Origin of the sequence: Saccharothrix carnea (genome assembly GCF_003014735.1) — a bacterium.
Classification (GTDB): Bacteria; Actinomycetota; Actinomycetes; order Mycobacteriales; family Pseudonocardiaceae; genus Actinosynnema; species Actinosynnema carneum.
Genome location: NZ_PYAX01000001.1, coordinates 386,228 through 405,830, shown reverse-complemented (window position 1 = coordinate 405,830; position 19,603 = coordinate 386,228). Strand labels below are relative to the sequence as shown.

Annotated in this window: 22 protein-coding genes; 18 read left to right on the top strand and 4 right to left on the bottom strand. The window is 70.4% G+C overall.

The window, feature by feature from the left end; translation table 11 throughout:
• Positions 1–175 precede the first annotated feature (175 nt).
• From dprA to B0I31_RS01965, 3 genes are read left to right on the top strand one after another with little or no spacing between them, the layout of a single operon-like run.
• Positions 176–1,324 carry a DNA-processing protein DprA gene (gene dprA / locus B0I31_RS01975; RefSeq protein ID WP_106613989.1) on the top strand — a complete coding sequence of 383 codons (1,149 nt, stop codon included), beginning with the start codon at positions 176–178 and terminating at the stop codon, positions 1,322–1,324.
• A 33-nt stretch (positions 1,325–1,357) separates the two neighbouring features.
• Positions 1,358–2,335, top strand: coding sequence for a tyrosine recombinase XerC (locus tag B0I31_RS01970; protein WP_106613541.1), 978 nt, complete (start codon positions 1,358–1,360; stop codon positions 2,333–2,335).
• Positions 2,310–3,308 (top strand): FliA/WhiG family RNA polymerase sigma factor, encoded by a 999-nt coding sequence (locus B0I31_RS01965; RefSeq protein ID WP_181319946.1) that lies wholly within the window; start codon positions 2,310–2,312, stop codon positions 3,306–3,308. Before B0I31_RS01970 ends, B0I31_RS01965 begins: the two co-directional genes overlap by 26 nt.
• 268 nt (positions 3,309–3,576) lie before the next feature.
• Here the strand turns inward: B0I31_RS01965 and B0I31_RS01960 are convergent, their stop codons facing one another.
• Positions 3,577–4,200 (bottom strand): M23 family metallopeptidase, encoded by a 624-nt coding sequence (locus B0I31_RS01960; RefSeq protein WP_106613540.1) that lies wholly within the window; start codon positions 4,198–4,200, stop codon positions 3,577–3,579.
• A 350-nt stretch (positions 4,201–4,550) separates the two neighbouring features.
• On the opposite strand from B0I31_RS01960, the gene rpsB reads away from it, so the two are divergent.
• The 5 genes from rpsB to B0I31_RS01935 all read left to right on the top strand — a co-directional run bounded on the left by rpsB (position 4,551) and on the right by B0I31_RS01935 (position 8,775).
• Entirely contained in the window at positions 4,551–5,408 is an 858-nt protein-coding gene (rpsB, locus tag B0I31_RS01955; protein WP_106613539.1) for a 30S ribosomal protein S2, read from the top strand.
• Positions 5,409–5,570: 162 nt separating this feature from the next.
• A complete protein-coding gene (gene tsf, locus B0I31_RS01950; RefSeq protein WP_106613538.1) occupies positions 5,571–6,386 on the top strand; it encodes a translation elongation factor Ts in 816 nt (271 codons plus the stop codon).
• Positions 6,387–6,525: 139 nt separating this feature from the next.
• Positions 6,526–7,236, top strand: a complete 711-nt coding sequence (gene pyrH, locus B0I31_RS01945) for a UMP kinase (protein ID WP_051772088.1) — start codon at positions 6,526–6,528, stop codon at positions 7,234–7,236.
• 46 nt (positions 7,237–7,282) lie between these two features.
• Positions 7,283–7,840: a ribosome recycling factor gene (gene frr / locus B0I31_RS01940; protein WP_106613536.1), complete on the top strand. Its 558-nt coding sequence runs from the start codon at positions 7,283–7,285 to the stop codon at positions 7,838–7,840.
• Positions 7,841–7,923: 83 nt separating this feature from the next.
• Complete coding sequence (locus tag B0I31_RS01935; RefSeq protein WP_106613535.1) at positions 7,924–8,775, top strand: phosphatidate cytidylyltransferase; 852 nt, start codon at positions 7,924–7,926, stop codon at positions 8,773–8,775.
• Here B0I31_RS01935 and B0I31_RS01930 read toward each other — a convergent pair.
• Complete coding sequence (locus B0I31_RS01930; RefSeq protein WP_106613534.1) at positions 8,772–9,590, bottom strand: VOC family protein; 819 nt, start codon at positions 9,588–9,590, stop codon at positions 8,772–8,774. The genes B0I31_RS01935 and B0I31_RS01930 overlap by 4 nt on opposite strands.
• Before the next feature lie 55 nt (positions 9,591–9,645).
• Here B0I31_RS01930 and B0I31_RS01925 point away from each other — a divergent pair, with 55 nt between their 5' ends.
• The gene (locus B0I31_RS01925; RefSeq protein ID WP_106613533.1) at positions 9,646–10,392 is read left to right on the top strand and encodes a class I SAM-dependent methyltransferase; all 747 of its coding nucleotides are present in this window, start codon (positions 9,646–9,648) and stop codon (positions 10,390–10,392) included.
• A gap of 23 nt (positions 10,393–10,415) precedes the next feature.
• Entirely contained in the window at positions 10,416–11,399 is a 984-nt protein-coding gene (locus B0I31_RS01920; RefSeq protein ID WP_106613532.1) for an aldo/keto reductase, read from the top strand.
• A gap of 1 nt (position 11,400) precedes the next feature.
• On the opposite strand, the gene B0I31_RS01915 is transcribed toward B0I31_RS01920, so the two are convergent.
• Positions 11,401–12,060: a PadR family transcriptional regulator gene (locus tag B0I31_RS01915; protein ID WP_106613531.1), complete on the bottom strand. Its 660-nt coding sequence runs from the start codon at positions 12,058–12,060 to the stop codon at positions 11,401–11,403.
• 132 nt (positions 12,061–12,192) lie between these two features.
• Here B0I31_RS01915 and rlmN point away from each other — a divergent pair, with 132 nt between their 5' ends.
• The 4 genes from rlmN to B0I31_RS01895 all read left to right on the top strand — a co-directional run bounded on the left by rlmN (position 12,193) and on the right by B0I31_RS01895 (position 14,985).
• Positions 12,193–13,299, top strand: a complete 1,107-nt coding sequence (gene rlmN / locus B0I31_RS01910; protein ID WP_106613530.1) for a dual-specificity RNA methyltransferase RlmN — start codon at positions 12,193–12,195, stop codon at positions 13,297–13,299.
• Positions 13,300–13,340: 41 nt separating this feature from the next.
• Positions 13,341–13,613, top strand: a complete 273-nt coding sequence (locus B0I31_RS01905; RefSeq protein ID WP_106613987.1) for a type II toxin-antitoxin system Phd/YefM family antitoxin — start codon at positions 13,341–13,343, stop codon at positions 13,611–13,613.
• Positions 13,610–13,885, top strand: coding sequence for a type II toxin-antitoxin system RelE family toxin (locus B0I31_RS01900; RefSeq protein ID WP_106613529.1), 276 nt, complete (start codon positions 13,610–13,612; stop codon positions 13,883–13,885). The genes B0I31_RS01905 and B0I31_RS01900 overlap by 4 nt, the downstream gene beginning before the upstream one ends.
• A gap of 275 nt (positions 13,886–14,160) precedes the next feature.
• Positions 14,161–14,985: a hypothetical protein gene (locus B0I31_RS01895; RefSeq protein WP_146173705.1), complete on the top strand. Its 825-nt coding sequence runs from the start codon at positions 14,161–14,163 to the stop codon at positions 14,983–14,985.
• Between the two features lie 144 nt (positions 14,986–15,129).
• Here the strand turns inward: B0I31_RS01895 and B0I31_RS01890 are convergent, their stop codons facing one another.
• Positions 15,130–15,387, bottom strand: a complete 258-nt coding sequence (locus B0I31_RS01890; protein ID WP_245949592.1) for a DUF2631 domain-containing protein — start codon at positions 15,385–15,387, stop codon at positions 15,130–15,132.
• 208 nt (positions 15,388–15,595) lie between these two features.
• Here B0I31_RS01890 and B0I31_RS01885 point away from each other — a divergent pair, with 208 nt between their 5' ends.
• Genes B0I31_RS01885 through B0I31_RS01870 form a run of 4 tightly spaced genes read left to right on the top strand, consistent with a single transcriptional unit; the run spans position 15,596 to position 19,602 of the window.
• Positions 15,596–16,771 carry an ABC transporter ATP-binding protein gene (locus tag B0I31_RS01885; RefSeq protein ID WP_106613526.1) on the top strand — a complete coding sequence of 392 codons (1,176 nt, stop codon included), beginning with the start codon at positions 15,596–15,598 and terminating at the stop codon, positions 16,769–16,771.
• Positions 16,764–17,918, top strand: a complete 1,155-nt coding sequence (locus B0I31_RS01880) for a polyamine ABC transporter substrate-binding protein (RefSeq protein WP_106613525.1) — start codon at positions 16,764–16,766, stop codon at positions 17,916–17,918. Before B0I31_RS01885 ends, B0I31_RS01880 begins: the two co-directional genes overlap by 8 nt.
• Positions 17,915–18,760, top strand: coding sequence for an ABC transporter permease (locus tag B0I31_RS01875; protein WP_106613524.1), 846 nt, complete (start codon positions 17,915–17,917; stop codon positions 18,758–18,760). The genes B0I31_RS01880 and B0I31_RS01875 overlap by 4 nt, the downstream gene beginning before the upstream one ends.
• Positions 18,757–19,602: an ABC transporter permease gene (locus B0I31_RS01870; protein ID WP_106613523.1), complete on the top strand. Its 846-nt coding sequence runs from the start codon at positions 18,757–18,759 to the stop codon at positions 19,600–19,602. Before B0I31_RS01875 ends, B0I31_RS01870 begins: the two co-directional genes overlap by 4 nt.
• The last annotated feature ends 1 nt before the right edge of the window (position 19,603 follow it).

Here is a 19,603-nt window from a genome sequence, read left to right as displayed (position 1 = left end):
ACTGGACGCGGCCGAACCCGACGGTCGCCGAGACGTCTACGACGCACGTCCCACAGCCGTCCGCCGACGTCGCGGGTGGCCCTGGCAAGTCGCATTCCGACCTCGACGGCGGTGCGGGCCCCGGGCAGGTCGGGTTCCGGGCGCCGAGGTCGACCGTCGAGTGGTGGTGCCGGCCATGAGCACGGACGAGATCCGGTTGGCGCGGGCGTACCTGTCCCGGGTCGCCGAGCCTCCCGCCGCCGCGCTGTCCCGGTTCGTCGCCGAGGTGGGGCCGGTTCAGGCGGCCGAGTCGGTCCGGGCCGGTGAGGTGCCTGTCGGGGTCGACAGCCAGACCTCCGCGCGGCGGGCGCTGGACCTGGCCGAGCAGGACCTGGAGGCGGCGGCGAAGGTCGGCGGGCGGCTGCTGGTCCCCGAGGACGACGAGTGGCCTCGCTGGCCCTTCAACGCCTTGACCATCGCCGCCGCCAACGGCCTGCGGTGCGGGTTGGAGCCGTTGGCGTTGTGGGTGCGGGGTGAGGCGGACCTCGCCAAGATCACCGAACGGGCGGTCGCGGTGGTGGGTAGCCGGTCGGCGACGGGGTACGGGGAGCACGTCGCCGGCGAGTTCGGCTTCGGGTTGGCCGAGGCCGGGGTCACCGTGGTGTCCGGGGCCGCCTTCGGCATCGACGGCGCCGCCCACCGGGGCGCGATCACGGCCGGCGGGCTGACGATCGCCGTGCTGGCCTGCGGGATCGACGTCGCCTACCCGTCCAGCCACCGCGCACTGCTGGAACGCATCCCCAGCCAAGGCCTGCTGGTGAGCGAGTACCCACCGTCGCACACGCCCGCGCGCCACCGTTTCCTGACGCGGAACCGCCTCATCGCGGCGCTCGCGGAGGGCACCGTGGTGGTCGAAGCGGGACGGCGCAGCGGGGCCAAGAACACCGCGGCGTCCACGGCGGCGCTGGGCCGGGTGCTCATGGCCGTTCCCGGACCGATCACCTCGGTCAACTCGGCGGGCTGTCACGAGCTGCTGAGGTCGGGGATCGCGCTGCCGGTGACCAGCGTCGCCGAGATCGTCGAGTCGACCGGGCGGCTCGGCGTCGACCTGGTCGAGGCCACCAAGAACACCGACACCGGGCCTCCGCAGGGCGACGCGATGCGGGTCTTCGAAGCGCTGGGCCTGACGTCCGGGCACAGCCCGGAGGAGATCTCGGTGGAGTCCGGTGTCGAGCTGGCCCGGGTGCGCGCCTTGCTGCCGCAATTGGAACTGGCCAGTCTCGCCGAACGCGTGGACAGCGGTTGGAAGCGCTCCCAGGACAGGAGTTGGCGTGGCGATACTTGACCAAGAGCGCTCGAGGGCGCAGCGTCAGGGGCTATGTCCCCGCCGCCGCCCGCTCGGACACGTCGTGTCGACCTGGTTCGCCTGCGTCGCGCGCTGCCCGCGGACGTCGCGGCGGCCCTGGACCGCTACGAACGCCACCTCGCGATGGAACGCGGACTGTCACCGCACACGGTGCGCGCCTACCTCGGGGACGTGGTCGCCCTGCTGGTCCACTTAGCCGACGGCACGCCCGACAACGCCACCGTGGAAGCCATCGACCTGACCGGACTGCGGTCGTGGCTGGCTTCCCAGCACTCCGCCGGCGCGAGCCGGACGACGATGGCCAGGCGTGCCGCGTCCGCCCGAACCTTCACCGCCTGGGCCGCCCGCAACGGCCTGCTCACCGTCGACCCGGGCCCGCGCCTCAGTGCGCCCCGCCCCCACCGGACCCTCCCCGCGGTCCTGCGCCCGGACCAGGCCGGTGCCGCCATGGCAGTTGCCGAACTCGGTGCGGAACAAGGCGATCCGGTTGCGCTGCGTGACCAAGCCGTGGTGGAGTTGCTGTACGCAACAGGTGTCCGGGTCGCCGAGTTGTGCGGTCTCGACCTCGACGACGTGGACTACTCCCAAAGGGTGATTCGGGTTCTGGGCAAGGGTAGTCGCGAACGCACCGTGCCGTTCGGCGTTCCGGCCGAACGGGCTATCCGGCGCTGGGTGGAATACGGCCGATCCGCCCTGGTCAACGACCGTTCACAACGCGCGTTGCTGTTGGGCGCCCGAGGCGGTCGGCTCGACCCTCGTACTGCCAGGAGGGTTGTCCACGATGTAGTGGGTGCGGTACCTGAGACGGCCGACACCGGGCCCCACGGCCTTCGCCACTCCGCGGCGACGCACCTGTTGGAAGGGGGAGCGGACCTGCGCACCGTCCAAGAGCTTCTTGGTCACGCTACGCTCGCAACGACTCAGCTCTACACACACGTCACCGTCGAACGGCTGAAGGCGATCCATGACCGAACCCACCCCCGCTCCTGACGTCGCAGGGGGAGGTTCGCGGACCGCAACCGTGACCTCTCCCTCCGCCGCGCACGTCGGGACCTCGTCGGCGGCGCGCACCGCGACTGGGACGAACGGTCACCACGTCGACGGCGAGCCGCTGCACGCGAACGGGCACGCGCTACCCGCGGTCGTGGGCAGGCCCGCGCACGCGGCGTCCGAGTCGCGCACCGCCGATGACGTGGAAGCCGGGATCATCGCGCTGTGGCACACCTACGGCGAATCGCGCCGGCAGGGTCTGCGGGACCGCCTCGTGCTCCACTACGCGCCGCTGGTGAAGTACGTCGCCGGCCGGGTCGGCACCGGCCTGCCCGCGCACGTCGACGTGGCGGACCTGATCCAGTCGGGCATCTTCGGCCTGGTCGACGCGATCGAGAAGTTCGAGCCCGAGCGCGGCCTGAAGTTCGAGACATACGCGATGCAGCGCATCCGCGGCGCGATCCTGGACGACCTGCGCTCACAGGACTGGGTGCCGCGCTCGGTCCGCAGCCGCGCACGTGACGTCGAACGCGCCCTGGAACGCCTCGGTGGCCGCCTCCAACGCACCCCGACCGACCGCGAGCTCGCCGCCGAGCTGAAGATCGGCCTCGCTGAGCTGCGCGAGCTCTACGCGCAGCTCCAGCTCACCAGCGTGGTCGCCCTGGACGAGCTGATCGCCGCCGGCCGCGGCACCGGTGGCGCGGGTTCGTCCCTGGCCGAGTCCCTGCCCGACGAGGGCGCCGAGGACCCGATCGCCACCCTGGTCGACCAGGACAGCCGCCGCCAGCTCGCCGACGCGATCGCCCAACTCGCCGAACGCGACCGCGTCGTGGTCACCCTGTACTACTTCGAGAACCTGACGCTGGCCGAGATCGGCAAGGTCCTGGGCGTCACGGAATCCCGCGTGTGCCAACTGCACACCCGGGCGGTGCTGCGGCTGCGCACCAAGCTGAACGAGCAGCTGGAGGCCTGACCCAGCACAGCCGCCGACCTCCGGCCACCCACCCTCCACCGACCGGACTGAACATCCGCTCCCGCGCGCCCGCACGGGCCAACCCCCGGGCGCCGATCCGGCGGGGATCTCGCGCGGGTTGCCGAATCCGGGCCGGGCGCTGTCGCGTCGGTGGCCGGGTCGAGTGCTGTCGTGTCGGTGGCGGATTCCCGGCCGAGTACTCCACCAGGGTCAGCGTTGGGCACCGTGGGCCGCTCAGCGGGTTGGGCGGGCCGCTGCAGGTCGGGGGTCAGCGGGTTGGGCGGGACACCGTGGGCCTGGGGTCGGTTGGGACGAGTGAGCCGCTGCAGGTCGGGTCTAGTGGGGTGGGTGGGCTCGTCACGGATCGGCCGGTGGTGTCCGACCTCGGGAGGAGGCGGACTCGGCCGTTGGCCAGGAGGCGCAGCGGGTCCAGGTAGGTGCGGGAGCGGGGTGGGGTGATGCGGATTGCGCCCCAGTGGAGGCAGGCTCGTGCCGGGCAGTCCTCGTGGCCCGGGTCGAGGGTGCCGATGGGGGAGCCTCGGCGCACCGGTTGGCCTCGGCGAACGGTCGGGGTGACCGGTTCGTAGGTGGTGCGCAGGCCGCCCGCGTGCAGCAGCGAGACGACGGTGCGGTCGGCGACCGGGCCCGCGTGCAGGACCACGCCATCGGCGGCGGCCAGGACCGGGGTGCCCGGTGGGGCGGCCAGGTCGACGCCGCGGTGGCCGGCGGCGTACTCGGTCGCCGGCGGGTCGAAGGTGCGGACCACCTGGTGCGGTGGCGCCAGCGGCCAGGCGAAGCGCGGTGGGCGGGAGGCGCGGGCGGGGGACGCCGCGGGTAGCGTGACGACGGCTGTCAAGGCCAGGACCAGCAGTGTTCGCATGGTGGGAGTCATGGGTCCAGGGTTCCGGCCGGGACCGGGGGCTACCAGTGGCTTCGTCCCACCTGTGGACAACTCAAGACCCTGTGGACAACTCGAGGCCCGGTTCGTTGTTCCCCGGCCTCCCGGCGTACACTCGGACCGCGGCCCGTGTGAGTGCGGGGCGACTTCGCGTGCCAATGCAGATCCGACCGAGTTTGGGTGTGGTCGAGTCACGGCGTCCGGCGGTCCTGAGGTGAGACGCCTCCGGTTCGGACGGCGGCAGGGGCACCAGGGCGGCGGTCCGACCCGGCCCGCCGCGACGAACCGGAACGCGCGCCGGCCCACCGCCAGGCGCGCCTGAACGAAGAGGTGCGAACCCGGCCATGGCCGTCGTCACCATGAAGCAGCTGCTCGACAGCGGCGTGCACTTCGGGCACCAGACCCGTCGCTGGAACCCGAAGATGAAGCGCTACATCTTCACCGAGCGCAACGGCATCTACATCATCGACCTGCAGCAGACGCTGACCTACATCGACCGGGCTTACGAGTTCGTGAAGGAAACGGTCGCGCACGGCGGGTCGATCCTGTTCATCGGCACCAAGAAGCAGGCGCAGGAGGCCATCGCCAACGAGGCCCTCCGCGTCGGCATGCCCTTCGTGAACCAGCGCTGGCTGGGCGGCATGCTCACCAACTTCTCCACGGTGCACAAGCGCCTCCAGCGGCTCAAGGAGCTGGAGTCGATGGAGCAGACCGGCGGTTTCCAGGGTTTCACCAAGAAGGAAATCCTGATGATGAACCGCGAGAAGGACAAGCTGGAGCGCACGCTCGGCGGTATCCGCGACATGTCCAAGGTGCCCAGCGCCGTGTGGATCGTGGACACCAAGAAGGAGCACATCGCGGTCGGCGAGGCGCGCAAGCTGAACATCCCGATCGTGGCGATCCTCGACACGAACTGCGACCCGGACGAGGTCGACTACCCGATCCCGGGCAACGACGACGCGATCCGGTCCGCCGCGCTGCTGACCAAGGTCGTGGCCGAGGCCGCCGCAGCCGGTCTGATGGCGCGCTCCGGCGCCCGCACCCAGGCCGCTGACGGTGCCGACAAGCCCGAGCCGGGCGTCGCCACCGACGAGCCGCTGGCCGAGTGGGAGCAGGAGCTGCTGGTCGGCGCCGAGGCGACCGACAAGCCGGCCGCGGCCCCCGCCGCCCCGGCCGAGGGCACCGAGGCCGTCCAGTCCTGATCTGCCCGCACGCCGCGCCTGCCCTGACCACGGCGGGCGCGGCGTGCGCACAGCACCGGCACTGAACAGCCAGAACAGCTCGAACTGCACCACACCCAGCGCGTACCACGCGTCGGCGAGCGAAGCCGACGATCAGACCGCAGAAGGAACGGAAATCGCACGATGGCGAACTACACCGCCGCTGACGTGAAGCGCCTCCGCGAGCTGACCGCCGCAGGCATGATGGACTGCAAGAAGGCGCTCGAGGAAGCTGACGGCGACTTCGACAAGGCGGTCGAGATCCTGCGCATCAAGGGCGCCAAGGACGTCGGCAAGCGCGCCGAGCGCACGACCTCCAACGGCCTGGTCGTGGCCGAGGACGGCGTGATGATCGAGCTGCGCTGCGAGACGGACTTCGTCGCCAAGAACGCCGACTTCCAGGAGCTGGCCTCCCGGATCGTCGCGGTCGCCAAGGCCACCCGCCCGGCGGACGTCGACGTCCTCAAGGCCACCGACCTCGACGGCAAGGCCGTCGACGCGGTCGTCCAGGAGTTCTCCGCCAAGATCGGCGAGAAGCTGGAGCTGGCCAAGGTCGCCGTCTTCGACGGCACCGTGACCACCTACCTGCACCGCCGTGCCGCCGACCTGCCGCCCGCCGTGGGCGTGGTGGTCGAGTACACCGGCGACAACGAGGAAGCGGCCCGCGGCGCCGCCATGCAGATCGCCGCGATGCGCCCCACCTACCTCACCCGCGACGAGGTCCCCGCGGACGTGGTGGCCCACGAGCGCCGCATCGCCGAGGAGACCTCTCGCGAGGAGGGCAAGCCCGAAGCGGCGCTGCCCAAGATCGTCGAGGGTCGCGTGAACGGCTTCTTCAAGGACGTCGTGCTCCTGGAGCAGGCTTCCGTGACGGAGTCCAAGAAGACCGTCAAGGCCGTGCTGGACGAGGCCGGGATCACCGTGACCCGCTTCGCCCGGTTCGAGGTCGGCCAGGCCTGATTCGCGTGAGGGCGGGGTTGCGCGCAGACGTCGCGACCCCGCCCTTGCCGTGTCCAGAGGAGTACCTGTGAGCGCAGAGGTAGACCACGCGAAAGCGGATCAAGCCGACGACGAGCCCATCCACGGCTACCGCCGGGTGATGCTCAAGCTGGGCGGCGAGATGTTCGGCGGTGGCGGTGTCGGCGTCGACCCCGACGTCGTGCAGACCGTCTCACGCCAGATCGCCGCGGTCGTCCGGACCGGGGTCCAGGTCGCGGTCGTCATCGGCGGCGGCAACTTCTTCCGCGGCGCCGAGCTGCAGCAGCGCGGCATGGACCGCAGCCGCGCCGACTACATGGGCATGCTGGGCACCGTGATGAACTGCCTCGCCTTGCAGGACTTCCTGGAACGCGAGCACGGCATCGAGACCCGCGTGCAGACCGCCATCACCATGGGCCAGATCGCCGAGTCCTACATCCCCCGCCGGGCCATGCGGCACCTCGACAAGGGGCGCGTGGTCATCTTCGGCGGCGGCGCCGGCATGCCGTACTTCTCCACCGACACGACGGCCGCGCAGCGCGCGCTGGAGATCGGTTGCGAGGTCGTGCTGATGGCCAAGGCCGTGGACGGCGTCTACACCGCCGACCCCAAGACCGACCCGGACGCGCTGATGTTCGACAACATCACCCACCGGGAAGTGCTCGAACGCGGCCTGAACGTCGCCGACGCGACCGCGTTCAGCCTGTGCATGGACAACAACATGCCGATCATGGTCTTCAACCTGCTCACCGAGGGGAACATCGCGCGAGCCGTGCGCGGTGAGAAGATCGGCACACTGGTGAGCACCCCCGGTGGTCGCCCGTCCTTCTAGACCTGCTGGGATTCGAGCCGAACTGCGCACACCAAGGGAGTCAGTCGTGATTGACGAGACCCTCCTCGACGCCGAGGAGAAGATGGAAAAAGCGGTGTCCGTGGCGAAGGAGGACCTGGCCGCGGTGCGCACCGGCCGTGCCAACCCCTCGATGTTCTCCCGCATCGTGGTCGAGTACTACGGTTCGCCCACCCCGCTGAACCAGCTGGCCAGCGTCGCCATCCCGGAGGCGCGCATGGCGGTGATCAAGCCCTACGACGCCACCCAGCTCAACGCGGTCGAGAAGGCCATCCGCGACTCCGACCTGGGCGTCAACCCCAGCAACGACGGCTCGATCATCCGTGTGGTGATCCCGCAGCTGTCCGAGGAACGCCGTCGCGAGATGGTGAAGGTCGCCAAGGGCAAGGGCGAGGACGCCAAGGTGTCCGTGCGCAACATCCGCCGCAAGGCGAAGGAAGAGCTGGACCGCCTGGTCAAGGACGGCGAGGTCGGCGAGGACGACGGCACCAGGGCCGAGAAGGAACTGGAGAACGTCACCCACCGCTACGTCGCCCAGATCGACGAGCTGGTCAAGCACAAGGAAGCCGAGCTGCTCGAGGTCTAGGTGATCACGTCGGGTTCGGCGGTCGGGTCGGGTATCCGCGCGCTTTGCTTGGCCGGTGGACGGCCGTGATAGGAGCACAACAGGTGTCAGGCGGCGGTGACCAGGGCGCGCCGGAGAAGAGCGCGTCACGCGCCGGGCGCAACCTGCCCGCGGCCATCGGCGTGGGTGTCGGTCTGGGTGCGGTCATCCTCGTCGCCCTGCTGACGGTGCGCGAGCTGTTCGTCGGCGTCGTCGCCGTGGCCGTCGCGGTGTCGATGTACGAGCTGGCGGGTGCGCTGAAGCGCGGCGCGGGCATCCGGGTCGCGCTGGTGCCCGTGCTGTTGGGCGGTCAGGCGGTGGTGTGGCTGGCCTGGCCGTACGAGCGCGGCGGCGTGCTCAGCGCGTTCGTGGTGACGATCCTGGTGTGCCTGCTCTGGCGGCTCAAGGACGGCGCGGAGGGCTACCTGCGCGACGTCACCGCGTCCATCTTCACGGTCGCGTACGTGGCCGTGTTCGCGGCTTTCGCGGTCATGTTGGTGGTGCCGGACGACGGCGTGTTCCGCGTCCTGGCGTTCCTGATCGGCGTCGTGCTGTCCGACACCGGCGGTTACGTGGCCGGCGTGCTGTTCGGCAAGCACCCGATGGCCCCCACCATCAGCCCGAAGAAGTCCTGGGAGGGTTTCGCGGGCTCGATGGTGGCGGGCATGGTCGGTGGCGCGCTCACCGTGGGCCTGATGCTGGACGGCCAGTGGTGGCAGGGCGTGCTGTTCGGCGCGACCCTGGTCGTCACGGCGACGGCGGGCGACCTGGTCGAGTCGCTGATCAAGCGCGACCTCGGGATCAAGGACATGGGCACGCTGCTGCCCGGTCACGGCGGCCTGATGGACCGGATGGACTCACTGCTGCCGTCCGCCGTCGTCGCCTGGCTGCTGCTGCACGTGTTTGTGCCCGCTTAGTCGTCGTACGGATCGTCCACCCGTGACTCGGTGGACTCCTCCTCCGACAGCGGGGTCGTGCGGGACGGGTCGATCACGGAGAACACCGCGCCCGTGTGGTCGGCGACGACCGTGATCCGGCCGAACGGCGTGTCGTACGGCTCCACGGTGACGCGTCCGCCCAGCTCCAGCACCCGGGAGGCGGCGGAGTCCGTGCCGATCTCCGGCGCCGCGGTGAAGTACACCATCCAGTGCGCCGGGGTGTCCGGCGTGAACGCCCGGCCCATCCGCTGACGTCCGAGCACGGTGTGCCCCTGGGTGGCCCAGATCGTGTAGTCGACCGCCTGACCGTCACCGATCTGGGTGATTTCGTACCCGCACAGCTCGCCGAAGAACTCGTCCGCCGCGTTCCCGTCACGCGTGTTCAGCTCCGCCCACGCGTACGCGCCGTGGCCATCGGTGCCGAACACCCAATCGGGTGGCACGTGCCGGAACCCCACCACCGCGCCGGTCGGGTCGGCGATCACGGTGACCGTGTCCGAAGGCTCCCCGAGCACGTGCCCGCCCAGCGCCTGTGCCTTCTCCGCGGTCGCCCTGGCGTGCGGGGTGTTCAGGTACAGCGTCCACGCGCTCGGCTCGGCGGCGGCGACCAGCTCGGCCACCGGCACGCCGTCGACCAGCGCGATCGCGTTGCCGGGCGCGTCGGCGAAGTTCCACCCGAACAGCCCCGCGTAGAAGTCGGTCGTGGCCTGGAGGTCCGTGGTCGCGATGTCGACCCAGCACGGGGCGCCGTGGTGCAACTCGGCCAAAGCGGGGGAATTCGGGACGATCGACACCGCGTACCTCCTGCTAGCCGTCTATTCGATCACGCTACGGCTCTAGAGTCGTCTCGTGAAGGGATTCGTCCGCGCCGCGTTGGCCGCCGTACGGCCGGTAGACGTCCTGCCGAGCCCGAACATCTGGCACTGGCCCGAGGTCTACGAGGTCGAGAACCGCGCGCAGGACGTGGACGGCGCCATCTGGAGCGCGCTGCGCGAGGAGTTCGACTGGGCCGGGCGGGACGTGGTCGACGTCGGCTGCGGTGACGGGTTCCACTTGCCCGTGCTCGCACGGGACGCGCGTTCGGTGATCGGTGTCGAGCCGCACCCGCCGCTGGTGCGGCGCGCCCGGGCACGGGTGGCGGAGGTGCCGAACGCCGAGGCGGTGGCCGGGCCCGCGCAACGGCTGCCGCTGCGCGACGCGACCGCGGACCTCGTGCACGCGCGCACGGCGTACTTCTTCGGTCCCGGCTGCGAGCCGGGCCTGCGTGAAGCCGAACGGGTGCTCAGACCCGGCGGCGCGCTGGCGATCGTGGACCTCGACGGCCTCGCCGAGCCGTACGGGCCGTGGCTGTGCGCCGACGAGCCCCGCTACAACCCCGTGGACGTGGAGCGGTTCTTCGCCGATCAGGGCTTCTCGTTGCGCCGCGTGCGCGCACTGTGGCGGTTCGAACGCCGTGAGGACCTCGAAGCCGTGCTGCGGATCGAGTTCTCCGAGGCGGTCGCGGCGAAGGCGATCGCGCGCACGCCCGGCCTGTCGTTCGAGGTCGGCTACCGGCTGCACGTCAGGCGCAAGCCGGCCGGGATTGTGCTGCCATGAGAGCGCTCACCTAGGATCGGACCGTGGAGAACAGGAACGCGGGCAAGTTGGGTCGGCAGGTCGGCGTCATCGGTCTGGGCTGCTGGCAGCTCGGCGCCGACTGGGGCCAGGTCGAGGAGTCCGACGCGCTGGCCGTGCTGCACGCCGCCGCCGACACCGGCGTGAACTTCTTCGACACCGCCGACGTCTACGGCGACGGCCGCAGCGAGACGCTGATCGGCAAGTTCCTCCGCGAGCGCGGTGACGCCGACATCACGGTGGCCACCAAGATGGGCCGCCGGGTCGAGCAGGCGCCGGAGAACTACTCCCGGGAGAACTTCCTGGCCTGGAACGACCGGTCGCGCGCCAACCTCGGCGTCGACACGCTCGACCTGGTCCAGCTGCACTGCCCGCCGACCCCGGTCTACTCCACCGACGAGGTGTTCGACACCCTCGACGAGATGGTGCAGGCCAAGCGGATCGCCGCGTACGGCGTGAGCGTGGAGACCGTCGAGGAGGCGCTGACCGCGATCGCCCGGCCGGGTGTCGCGAGCGTCCAGATCATCCTGAACGCGCTGCGGCACAAGCCGCTGGAGCGGGTGCTGCCCGCGGCGGCGGAGGCGGGCGTGGCGATCATCGCCCGCGTTCCGCTCGCCTCGGGGCTGCTGTCCGGCAAGTACACGGCGTCGACCACGTTCTCCGCCGACGACCACCGCAACTACAACCGCAACGGTGACGCGTTCGACGTCGGCGAGACGTTCTCCGGCGTGCCGTTCGAGGTCGGCCTGGAGGCGGTGGAGCGGCTGCGGCCCCTGGTGCCGTCCGGTGCGACCATGGCGCAGTTCGCGCTGCGGTGGATCGTGGACCAGCCCGGCGTCACCGTGGTCATCCCCGGCGCCCGCAACGGCGAGCAGGCCAGGGCCAACTCGGCCGCCGCGGACCTGGCGCCGTTGTCGGCGCAGGCGCAGGACGAGGTGCGCGCGGTGTACGACTCGCTGATCCGGCCGCTGGTCCACGACCGCTGGTAGGTCACTCTTCCGGGTCATCTTCCTCGACGTCGAGCTCGCCGAGGATCGCGTACAGCTTGCGGCGGGCCTCGCCGAGCACCTCGACGGCCCGCGCCTGCTGTTCCCGCGTGCCCGCGTGCGCCATCTGCTGCATGGCCGCGCCGAGGTGCCGTGCGGCCGTGCGCAGTTTCGCCGCGTGCGCGTCGAGGTCGTCGTTGACCTGCTGCCAGGGCGGCGCGCCTTCGAGCTTCGCGGCTTCCGCCTGACCGGTCTCGGTCAGCGTGAACAACTTCTTGCCGCCCGCCTCCTCGGTGGAGGCGACGAGGCCCTCGTCGGCCAGCAGTTGCAGGGTCGGGTAGACCGAGCCCGGGCTGGGCCGCCAGAGGCCGTCCGTGCGGCGGCCGATCTCCTGGATCATCTCGTAGCCGTGCATGGGCCGTTCGGCGAGCAGCGTGAGGACGGCCGCGCGGACGTTGCCCCTGCGCTGCCTGCCGCCGCGTCCCCGGCCCCGTCCCCGACCGTGGCCGAAGAAGCCAGGTGGTTCGGGTGGGAGGGGAGGGCCGGGGAACGGGCCGCCGCCGCCACCGAAACCGTGCCTCGGGTCGCCGAAGTCGCGGTCGCGGTGGTGCCTGCGCGGGTGGTGGTGCCGGTGTTCGCGGCGTCCGGGTTCTCGGAAGAACATCGTTCTGCTCCTTCTGTCGATCGGTTGCGACGTGTCGACGATATATCGGAACGTATCGCGATGCAACGGTGATGACGGTCGCGGTCGGGGTGGTCCTGCGCACTCGGCGCACGTGGGACACTGGAGGGCGCTATGACTGCCCTCCCCCTCGTCTTCGACGCGCCCAAGCGTGGCCTGCCGCCGCGCCACCTCGCCGACCTCTCCGCCGACCAGCGTCGAGAGGCGGTCGCCGCGCTCGGTGAGAAGCCGTTCCGCGCCGCGCAGCTGTCGAACCACTACTTCGGCCGGTTGACCGTTGACCCCGACGCGATGACCGACATCCCCGCCACCACCAGGGAACGCCTGGTCACCGACCTGATGCCGCCGCTGTGGACGGAGCTGCGCAGCGTGGAGGCCGATGGCGGCACGACGCGCAAGACGTTGCTGCGCGCGCACGACGGCACGTTGGTCGAGAGCGTCCTGATGCGCTACCCCGACCGTGCGACGTTGTGCATCTCGTCTCAGGCCGGCTGCGGCATGGCGTGCCCGTTCTGCGCCACGGGGCAGGGCGGCCTGACCCGGAACCTGTCCACGGCGGAGATCGTGGACCAGGTGCGGCGCGGCGCGGCGGCCATGCGTGACGGCGAGCTGCCGGGCGGGCCGGGGCGGCTGTCCAACATCGTGTTCATGGGCATGGGCGAGCCGCTGGCCAACTACAAGCGCGTGGTCGAGTCGGTGCACCGCATCTGCGACCCCGCGCCGGACGGGTTGGGGATCTCGCAGCGCTCGGTGACCGTGTCGACGGTGGGCCTGGTGCCCGCGATCCGGAAGCTGACGGAGGAGAACCTCCAGGTCCGGTTGGCGGTGTCGCTGCACACGCCGGACGACGAGCTGCGGGACACGCTGGTGCCGGTGAACACGCGGTGGAAGGTGGCCGAGGTCCTGGAAGCCGCCCGCGGCTACGCCGACCGCACGGGCCGCCGGGTGTCGATCGAGTACGCCCTGATCCGCGACATCAACGACCAGCCGTGGCGTGCGGACATGCTGGGCAAGCTGCTGCGCAAGCACTTGGGTCAACTGGTGCACGTGAACGTGATCCCGCTGAACCCGACTCCGGGCTCGAAGTGGGACGCGTCGCCGAAGCCGGTGGAGCGGGAGTTCGTGCGCCGGGTCAACGACCAGGGCGTCGCGTGCACCGTGCGTGACACCCGAGGCCAAGAAATCGCCGCCGCGTGCGGCCAGCTCGCCGCCGAGGGCTGACGACTGCAGGCTTTTCGGTCGGGTGTGCCACAATTGTGGCCATGACTGTTGAGCCGCTGCGATCGGTGCGCGACCACCTGTCGGAGTTCGTCGACCGGGCCGAGCGCGAGCACGAGCGCGTCGTCGTCACCCGGAACGGGCGGCCTGCGGCCGTGTTGATCGGGTATGAGGACTTGGCCGCGCTCGAGGAAACGCTGGAGGTCCTCAGCGACCCGAACGCGATGGCGGCGATCAAGCAGAGCCGTGACGAGGTCGCCGGTGGCGACGTGGTTCGCGGCGTGGAAGCCGTTCGAGCGCTGCGGCCTCGTTCGTGACCCAGCCGTACGAGCTCCAGGTCTCGGCCAGTGTCGCGCGGACCATCCAGGACAAGCTGCCGGTCGGCGTGGCCTCGGCCGTGATCGAGTTCATCACACGCACGTTGCCGGACAACCCCCACCGCGTCGGCAAGCCGCTGCGTTACGAGCTGGAGGGCGTCTACTCGGCTCGACGTGGAGCCTTCCGGGTGCTTTACGAGATCGACGACGAACGACGTGAGGTCACGGTGATCCGCGTCGAACACCGTGCCGACGCGTACCGACCGCGCTGAGGTGTACGGATCCGTGCCGCTCACTTAACGTGACTCGTTCGGTTCGTAGAGTTGGTAGAGTGTGAGTTCGCAAGCGGCAGTCGATGCCGATCCTTCGTGTGAAGGTGGCTCCACGGATGCTGATTGTGAGGAATACTCGCCCCGACTTTCGGGTGTCCTTCCGTGCGTCCGCATTTGGGAACGGTGTGGTTCCGAATCAGGATCGACTGCAGTTCTCGGAAAATGACCTAGCGCACGCTCTCTTTGTGACCGGCCGCGCCCCTGGGGACGAGCTCGTGTACGGCAAGTCGTCGGTGTACGAGTGGTTGCACCGGGCGTCGCTCATTCCGGCCTATGTGCGCCGCACTGATCGTGCCGAGTTGGTCCGCTCCGACTTGTCCTTGACATTGGACCGGTCGGAGTCGGCTGCGGTGTCATATGCGTTGGGCCAAGCGATGACAGCCATATTCTGTCGGACCCAACTGGGTGTGAGCCACCTGCTTCATATTGACAGGTACTCCGCGCAGCACGATGTGCTCTTCGGGGTGGGCCGGCGGAGAGCCGACTTGTTCGGGGTCTCGCCGCGAGGTTGGGTGGTCGCTGAGGCCAAGGGTCGTTCCGGCCATGTCCGCCCTGAGACGCGGCGCGCACTTGAGGATCAGAAGCGCTCGATTGTAGCTATTGAGGGTAAGCGGCCGTGGGTGGCTCTCGGATGTGTCGCGCATTTCCCGCAGCGTGTCGGGCCGATGCACCTGGAGGCCTTCGACCCGGAAGATGACGCTGACGAGGCGATAGCCTTGGACGTCACCAGGGACCGCTTCATGCTCGCCTATTATGCGCCGTTCCTCAGAGCGCTCGAAGTCGGCGTTTCACGGCAGGATGATAACTTCCAGTCCGCCGATTTTGCTGGCCTCGGCATCCGTATCGGACTGTCCATTCCGCTCGTAGCACGGCTTCGTCGCGCAGAATCCGGTGCACTCGCTGGTTTGTCCACCGATGTGGAAGGGCTGCTGGCGGAGGTGCTGAGCCTGCAGGGCGGAGTGCTACCAGACGGCAGCCTGGTGGAAACCGATTGGCAAGAGTCGATCGACCGGTGGGATTCGGGTCGGTTCGAAGGCTGACTCGATCACCTCACGGCCATCGCTGTCCTATCAGGCAGGTCGGGTTCCGAGCTGGTCAGCCGTCCCCTGCGGAGCGAGTCGTCGGTAGTTCGTCGGCGGCCGGCCAATGGTGCGCCGCAAGGTGGATCGGCCGCGACGCCGGGGCTAGCGGCGCCAGGAGGTGCGGCTGCGGACCTGGTCCCAGATCAGCAGGGCAGCCATGGTGATGCCCGTGAGGACGACCCAGAGGTCTTCGGTTCGGCCGTGGTGGTTGCCGATCAGCAGGGAGAACACGGCCAGGGTGGAGAGCCAGCCCGCGATCTTGATGCCCTTGGGGAAGCCACCGTGCCAACCCCACTCGGCCGAAGGCTCTTCGTGGGGGTCGACCGACGGACGCTTGTCCAGTTCCGAGGACGAAGACACAGCCGCACGACCTTCCTGCCCGATCACGTTCAACCCCGACAAGGGGTTCTCCACCGCCGTCATCGTCGCACACGCGCCTTCCACACGAGACGTGAGGTGCGCGGCACCGCCGTGACGTCTACCCTCGGCCCGCGCGCGAGTTCGCCGCGTATTCGCCGCACCCCGCCAGGCCGGAACGGGCACCAGACTGCCCAGAAAGGCGACGAGGTTGACCGAACAGCCGGTAACAGGCTTCCACCCGGCCGAAGGCCGCACGCCGGACACCTTCGCGCCGGTCGAAGTCGGCCTCCACGGCGTCACCAAGCGCTTCGCCGACCAGACCGCGGTGGACGACGTCACGTTGCGGATCCACGAAGGCGAGTTCTTCTCCGTCCTCGGCCCGTCCGGCTGCGGCAAGACGACGTTGCTGCGCATGATCGCCGGGTTCGAGGACCCGACCGCGGGCCGGATCGAGCTGGACGGGGTGGACGTCGTCGGCGTGCCGCCCTACCGGCGTGACGTGAACACGGTCTTCCAGTCCTACGCCCTGTTCCCGCACCTCTCGGTGTGGGACAACGTCGCCTACGGCGTCAAGCGCAAGGGCGTGCGCGGTGCGCGGCTGAAGCAGGTGGTGGGCGAGCACCTGGAGCTGGTCCGGCTCGACCGGTACGCCAAGCGGCGACCCGCGCAGCTGTCCGGCGGCCAGCAGCAACGCGTCGCGATCGCCCGCGCGCTGGCGGCCGGACCGCGGCTGTTGCTCCTGGACGAGCCGCTGGGCGCGTTGGACGCGGTGCTGCGCAAGGAGTTGCAGATCGAGCTGATGCGCATCCAGCGCGAGGTCGGCACCACGTTCCTCTACGTCACGCACGACCAGGAAGAGGCGCTGGTGCTGTCCCACCGCGTCGCCGTGATGAACGCGGGCCGGCTGGCGCAGGTCGGCTACCCGGAGGACGTCTACGAGCGCCCGGCCACCCGGTTCGTCGCCGGGTTCATCGGCACCTCCAACATCCTGGACGCGGAAGTGTCCGGTGTGGACGGTCGCTGGGTGGTGCTGGACGCGCCGGGCGTCACCGGCCTCAGAGCACCGCTGAACGGCCACGTGATCCGCCACGGGCAGCGCGTCGCGGCGACCGTGCGCCCGGAGAAGGTGCACCTGCACGACCTCGCCGACGAGCCGCCCACCGGCTGGTGCGTGCTCACCGGCACGGTCCGCGACGTCGTGTACGCGGGCGTGTCCACGCAGTACGTGGTGGACGTGCCGGGCGGCGCGGAGCTGGTCGCGTTCGTCCAGAACACCCACCGCGTCGCCGACGCGGGCTCGCCGGGCCAGCCCGTGCGGATGGCCTGGGACCCCGACTTCACCGTGCTGCTGGGGAGCACCCCAAGAGAGGGTTTGGATGACTGAGAAGCACCTCCGGATCGCCCGCCTCTGGGACACCGGGAACCCGCGCGTGACCCGGCGGACGATGCTGCGGTCGACGGCGTTCTTCGCACTGGCCGCCACCGGGGCGTGCGGTGTCGGCGAGGCACCGTCGACCGCCACGAGCAGCACGACGCCCGCGTCGAGCACCAAGGCGACCAACGCGATCGCCGAGCCGAAGCTCAACTTCTACAACTGGACCGACTACATCGCGCCCGAGACGCTGTCCGGCTTCACCGACGCCTCGGGCATCGACGTCACCTACGACAACTTCAGCTCCAACGACGAGATGGAAGCCAAGATCGCTTCCGGCGCGGCCGGGTACGACCTGGTGGTGCCCAGCGACAACTTCCTGCGCCGGTTCCTGCGCTCCGGGCTGCTCTCCCCGCTGGACCACGACCTGCTGCCGAACCTGGAGAACGTGGGCAAGCGGTTCACCGAGGCCGACTACGACCCGGGCCACGCCCACTCGGTGCCGTGGGCGTGGGGCACCACCGGCCTGGCGTACTCGAAGTCGCAGCTCGGCGAGGTGACCGGGTTCTCAGCCTACGACCTGGCCGCCGCGCAGGGCCGCAGCACGATCCTGGACGAGGCGCGCGACGCGATGGCGCTCGGCCTGCTCATGCTCGGCCACGACCCGAACACCACCGACGAGAAGCAGCTCGCCGAGGCGGTGGAGGTCCTGCTGGAGCTGAAGGAGAAGCTCGGCCAGATCACCTCGGACGTGATCGAGCCGCTCACCTCCGGTCAGGTGCCGCTGGCCCAGGCGTACTCCGGCGACGCGTTCCAGGCCCGCGAGGCGAACGAGGACCTGGCCTACGCCATCCCGGTCGAGGGCGGCCTGTCGTACGTGGACCTGCTGTGCGTGCCGAAGGACGCGCCGCACGCGGAGAACGCGCACAAGTTCATCGACTACGTGCTGGACCCGGCGGTCGGCGCCGCGCTGGCCAACGCCATCCGCTACGGCAGCCCGAACGAGGCCGCCAAGCCCTTGATCGACCCCGAGCTGCTCGACGACCCGCTGGTCTACCCGCCGGACGAGCAACTGGCCAAGCTGCCGTTCACCAAGGACCTCGGCGCGGACGTGGAGGCCCGCTACGCCGACGCCTGGACCAGGGTGAAGACCGGTTGACGGCCCGGCCGCGGTGGCTGGTCGCCACGGGTCTGCTCGCGCCGACCGGGGTGTGGCTCGGCCTGTTCCTGATCGCGCCGCTGGCGCTGGTGGTGCAGTTCAGCTTCGCCACCCGCGACACCGGCGTGGCGCGTGGCGTGCTGCCGTGGACGCTGCGGGCGTACGCGACCGCGCTGGACCCGGCGTTCCTGCCGATCTTCGGCCGGACGCTGGCCTACGCGGGCGCGACCACGGCGTTGTGCCTGATCCTGGGCTTCCCGCTGGCGTGGTTCATCGCCCGGCACGGCGGGCGGCTGCGGACCGCGCTGCTGGTGGCGGTGCTGGTGCCGTTCTGGTCGAGCTACCTGGCCCGGATCTACGCGTGGAAGGCCCTGCTGGACGGTGACGGCCTGGTCAACCTGCTGCTGGGCGCCGTGGGGCTCGACCGTGACGGCGGGTTCCTGCTGACGCACGGCGCGGTGGTGGTGGGGCTGACGTACGGGTTCCTGCCGTTCATGGTGCTGCCCCTGTACGTGGCGTGCGAGCGGTTCGACCACCGGCAGGTGGAGGCGTCCTACGACCTGGGGCACGGGCGGGCGTCGACGTTCCTGCGGGTGGTGCTGCCCGGCGTGTTCCCGGGAGTGCTGGCCGGGTCGTTGCTGGTCTTCGTGCCGTCCGCGGGTGATTTCGTGACGCCGAAGCTGCTCGGCGGGGTGGGCCAGTCGACGTTCGGCAGCGTGATCGACGACCAGTTCCGCGGCGGCAACAACTGGCCGCTCGGGTCGGCGATGGCGGTGGTGCTGCTGGTCCTGGTGGCGGTCGTGCTGGTGCTTCGCGGTCGGCGGGGCGAGGACGTGCTGTGAGCCGGCGGCCGTGGGTGCTGGGCGTGGTCGCCGCGCTGGTGTTCGGGTTCCTCTACGCGCCGATCGGGTGGCTGGCGCTGGTCTCGTTCAACGACTCGCGGTCGCTGAGCCGCGTCACCGGGCTGTCCACCCGCTGGTACGTCGAGCTGTTCGGCGACGCGCGCGTGCTCGACGCGCTGGGGCTGAGCCTGCGGCTGGCCGCGACGAGCGCCGTGGTCGCCACCGCCATCGGCACGCTCGCCGCCTTCGGGCTGCGCCGCGCGTTCCCCGGCCGGGGCGCGTGGACGGTGCTGCTGAGCCTGCCGCTCGTGGTGCCCGAGGTGGTGCTGGGGGTGGCGCTGCTCGGGTTCTGCGTGAAGCTGGCGGGCATCCCGCTCGGGTTCGGCGCCCTGCTGGCCGCGCACGTGGCGTTCTCGCTGAGCTTCGTGGTGGTCGTGGTGCGCGCCAGGGTGGCCGGGCTGGACCCCCGCCTCGAAGAGGCCGCCGCCGACCTCGGCGCGAGCCCGCTGGTGGCGTTCCGCACCGTCACGTTGCCGCTGGTCGCGCCCGCGGTGGCGGCCGGGGCGGCGTTCGCGTTCCTGCTGTCGTTCGACGACGTGGTGACGTCCAGCTACCTGACCGGTGTGGGCTCCACCACGCTGCCGGTGTTCGTGTACGCCCAGGCCGGCCGGCGGGGCGTGTCGCCGGAGATCGTCGCGCTGTCGACGCTGATGGTGGCGGTGAGCGCGGCCGTGCTGATCGCGGGCGTGCTCGTCGTCGCCTGGCGCGCCCGACGCGCGTCACCTGCGTCAACTTTCGTCGGAAGCGGTCGAGACCAAGGAACGCGGCCGACCGGCGGGTAGG

What these genes read in the sequence shown, in the direction of transcription:
- B0I31_RS01880 (WP_106613525.1), top strand. Translation starts at nt 16,764, where the DNA reads ATGACTGAGAAGCACCTCCGGATCGCCCGCCTCTGGGACACCGGGAAC.
- tsf (WP_106613538.1), top strand. Translation starts at nt 5,571, where the DNA reads ATGGCGAACTACACCGCCGCTGACGTGAAGCGCCTCCGCGAGCTGACC.
- rlmN (WP_106613530.1), top strand. Translation starts at nt 12,193, where the DNA reads ATGACTGCCCTCCCCCTCGTCTTCGACGCGCCCAAGCGTGGCCTGCCG.
- rpsB (WP_106613539.1), top strand. Translation starts at nt 4,551, where the DNA reads ATGGCCGTCGTCACCATGAAGCAGCTGCTCGACAGCGGCGTGCACTTC.
- dprA (WP_106613989.1), top strand. Translation starts at nt 176, where the DNA reads ATGAGCACGGACGAGATCCGGTTGGCGCGGGCGTACCTGTCCCGGGTC.
- B0I31_RS01960 (WP_106613540.1), bottom strand. Translation starts at nt 4,200, where the DNA reads ATGACTCCCACCATGCGAACACTGCTGGTCCTGGCCTTGACAGCCGTC.
- B0I31_RS01965 (WP_181319946.1), top strand. Translation starts at nt 2,310, where the DNA reads ATGACCGAACCCACCCCCGCTCCTGACGTCGCAGGGGGAGGTTCGCGG.
- B0I31_RS01905 (WP_106613987.1), top strand. Translation starts at nt 13,341, where the DNA reads ATGACTGTTGAGCCGCTGCGATCGGTGCGCGACCACCTGTCGGAGTTC.
- pyrH (WP_051772088.1), top strand. Translation starts at nt 6,526, where the DNA reads ATGCTCAAGCTGGGCGGCGAGATGTTCGGCGGTGGCGGTGTCGGCGTC.
- B0I31_RS01915 (WP_106613531.1), bottom strand. Translation starts at nt 12,060, where the DNA reads ATGTTCTTCCGAGAACCCGGACGCCGCGAACACCGGCACCACCACCCG.
- B0I31_RS01970 (WP_106613541.1), top strand. Translation starts at nt 1,358, where the DNA reads ATGTCCCCGCCGCCGCCCGCTCGGACACGTCGTGTCGACCTGGTTCGC.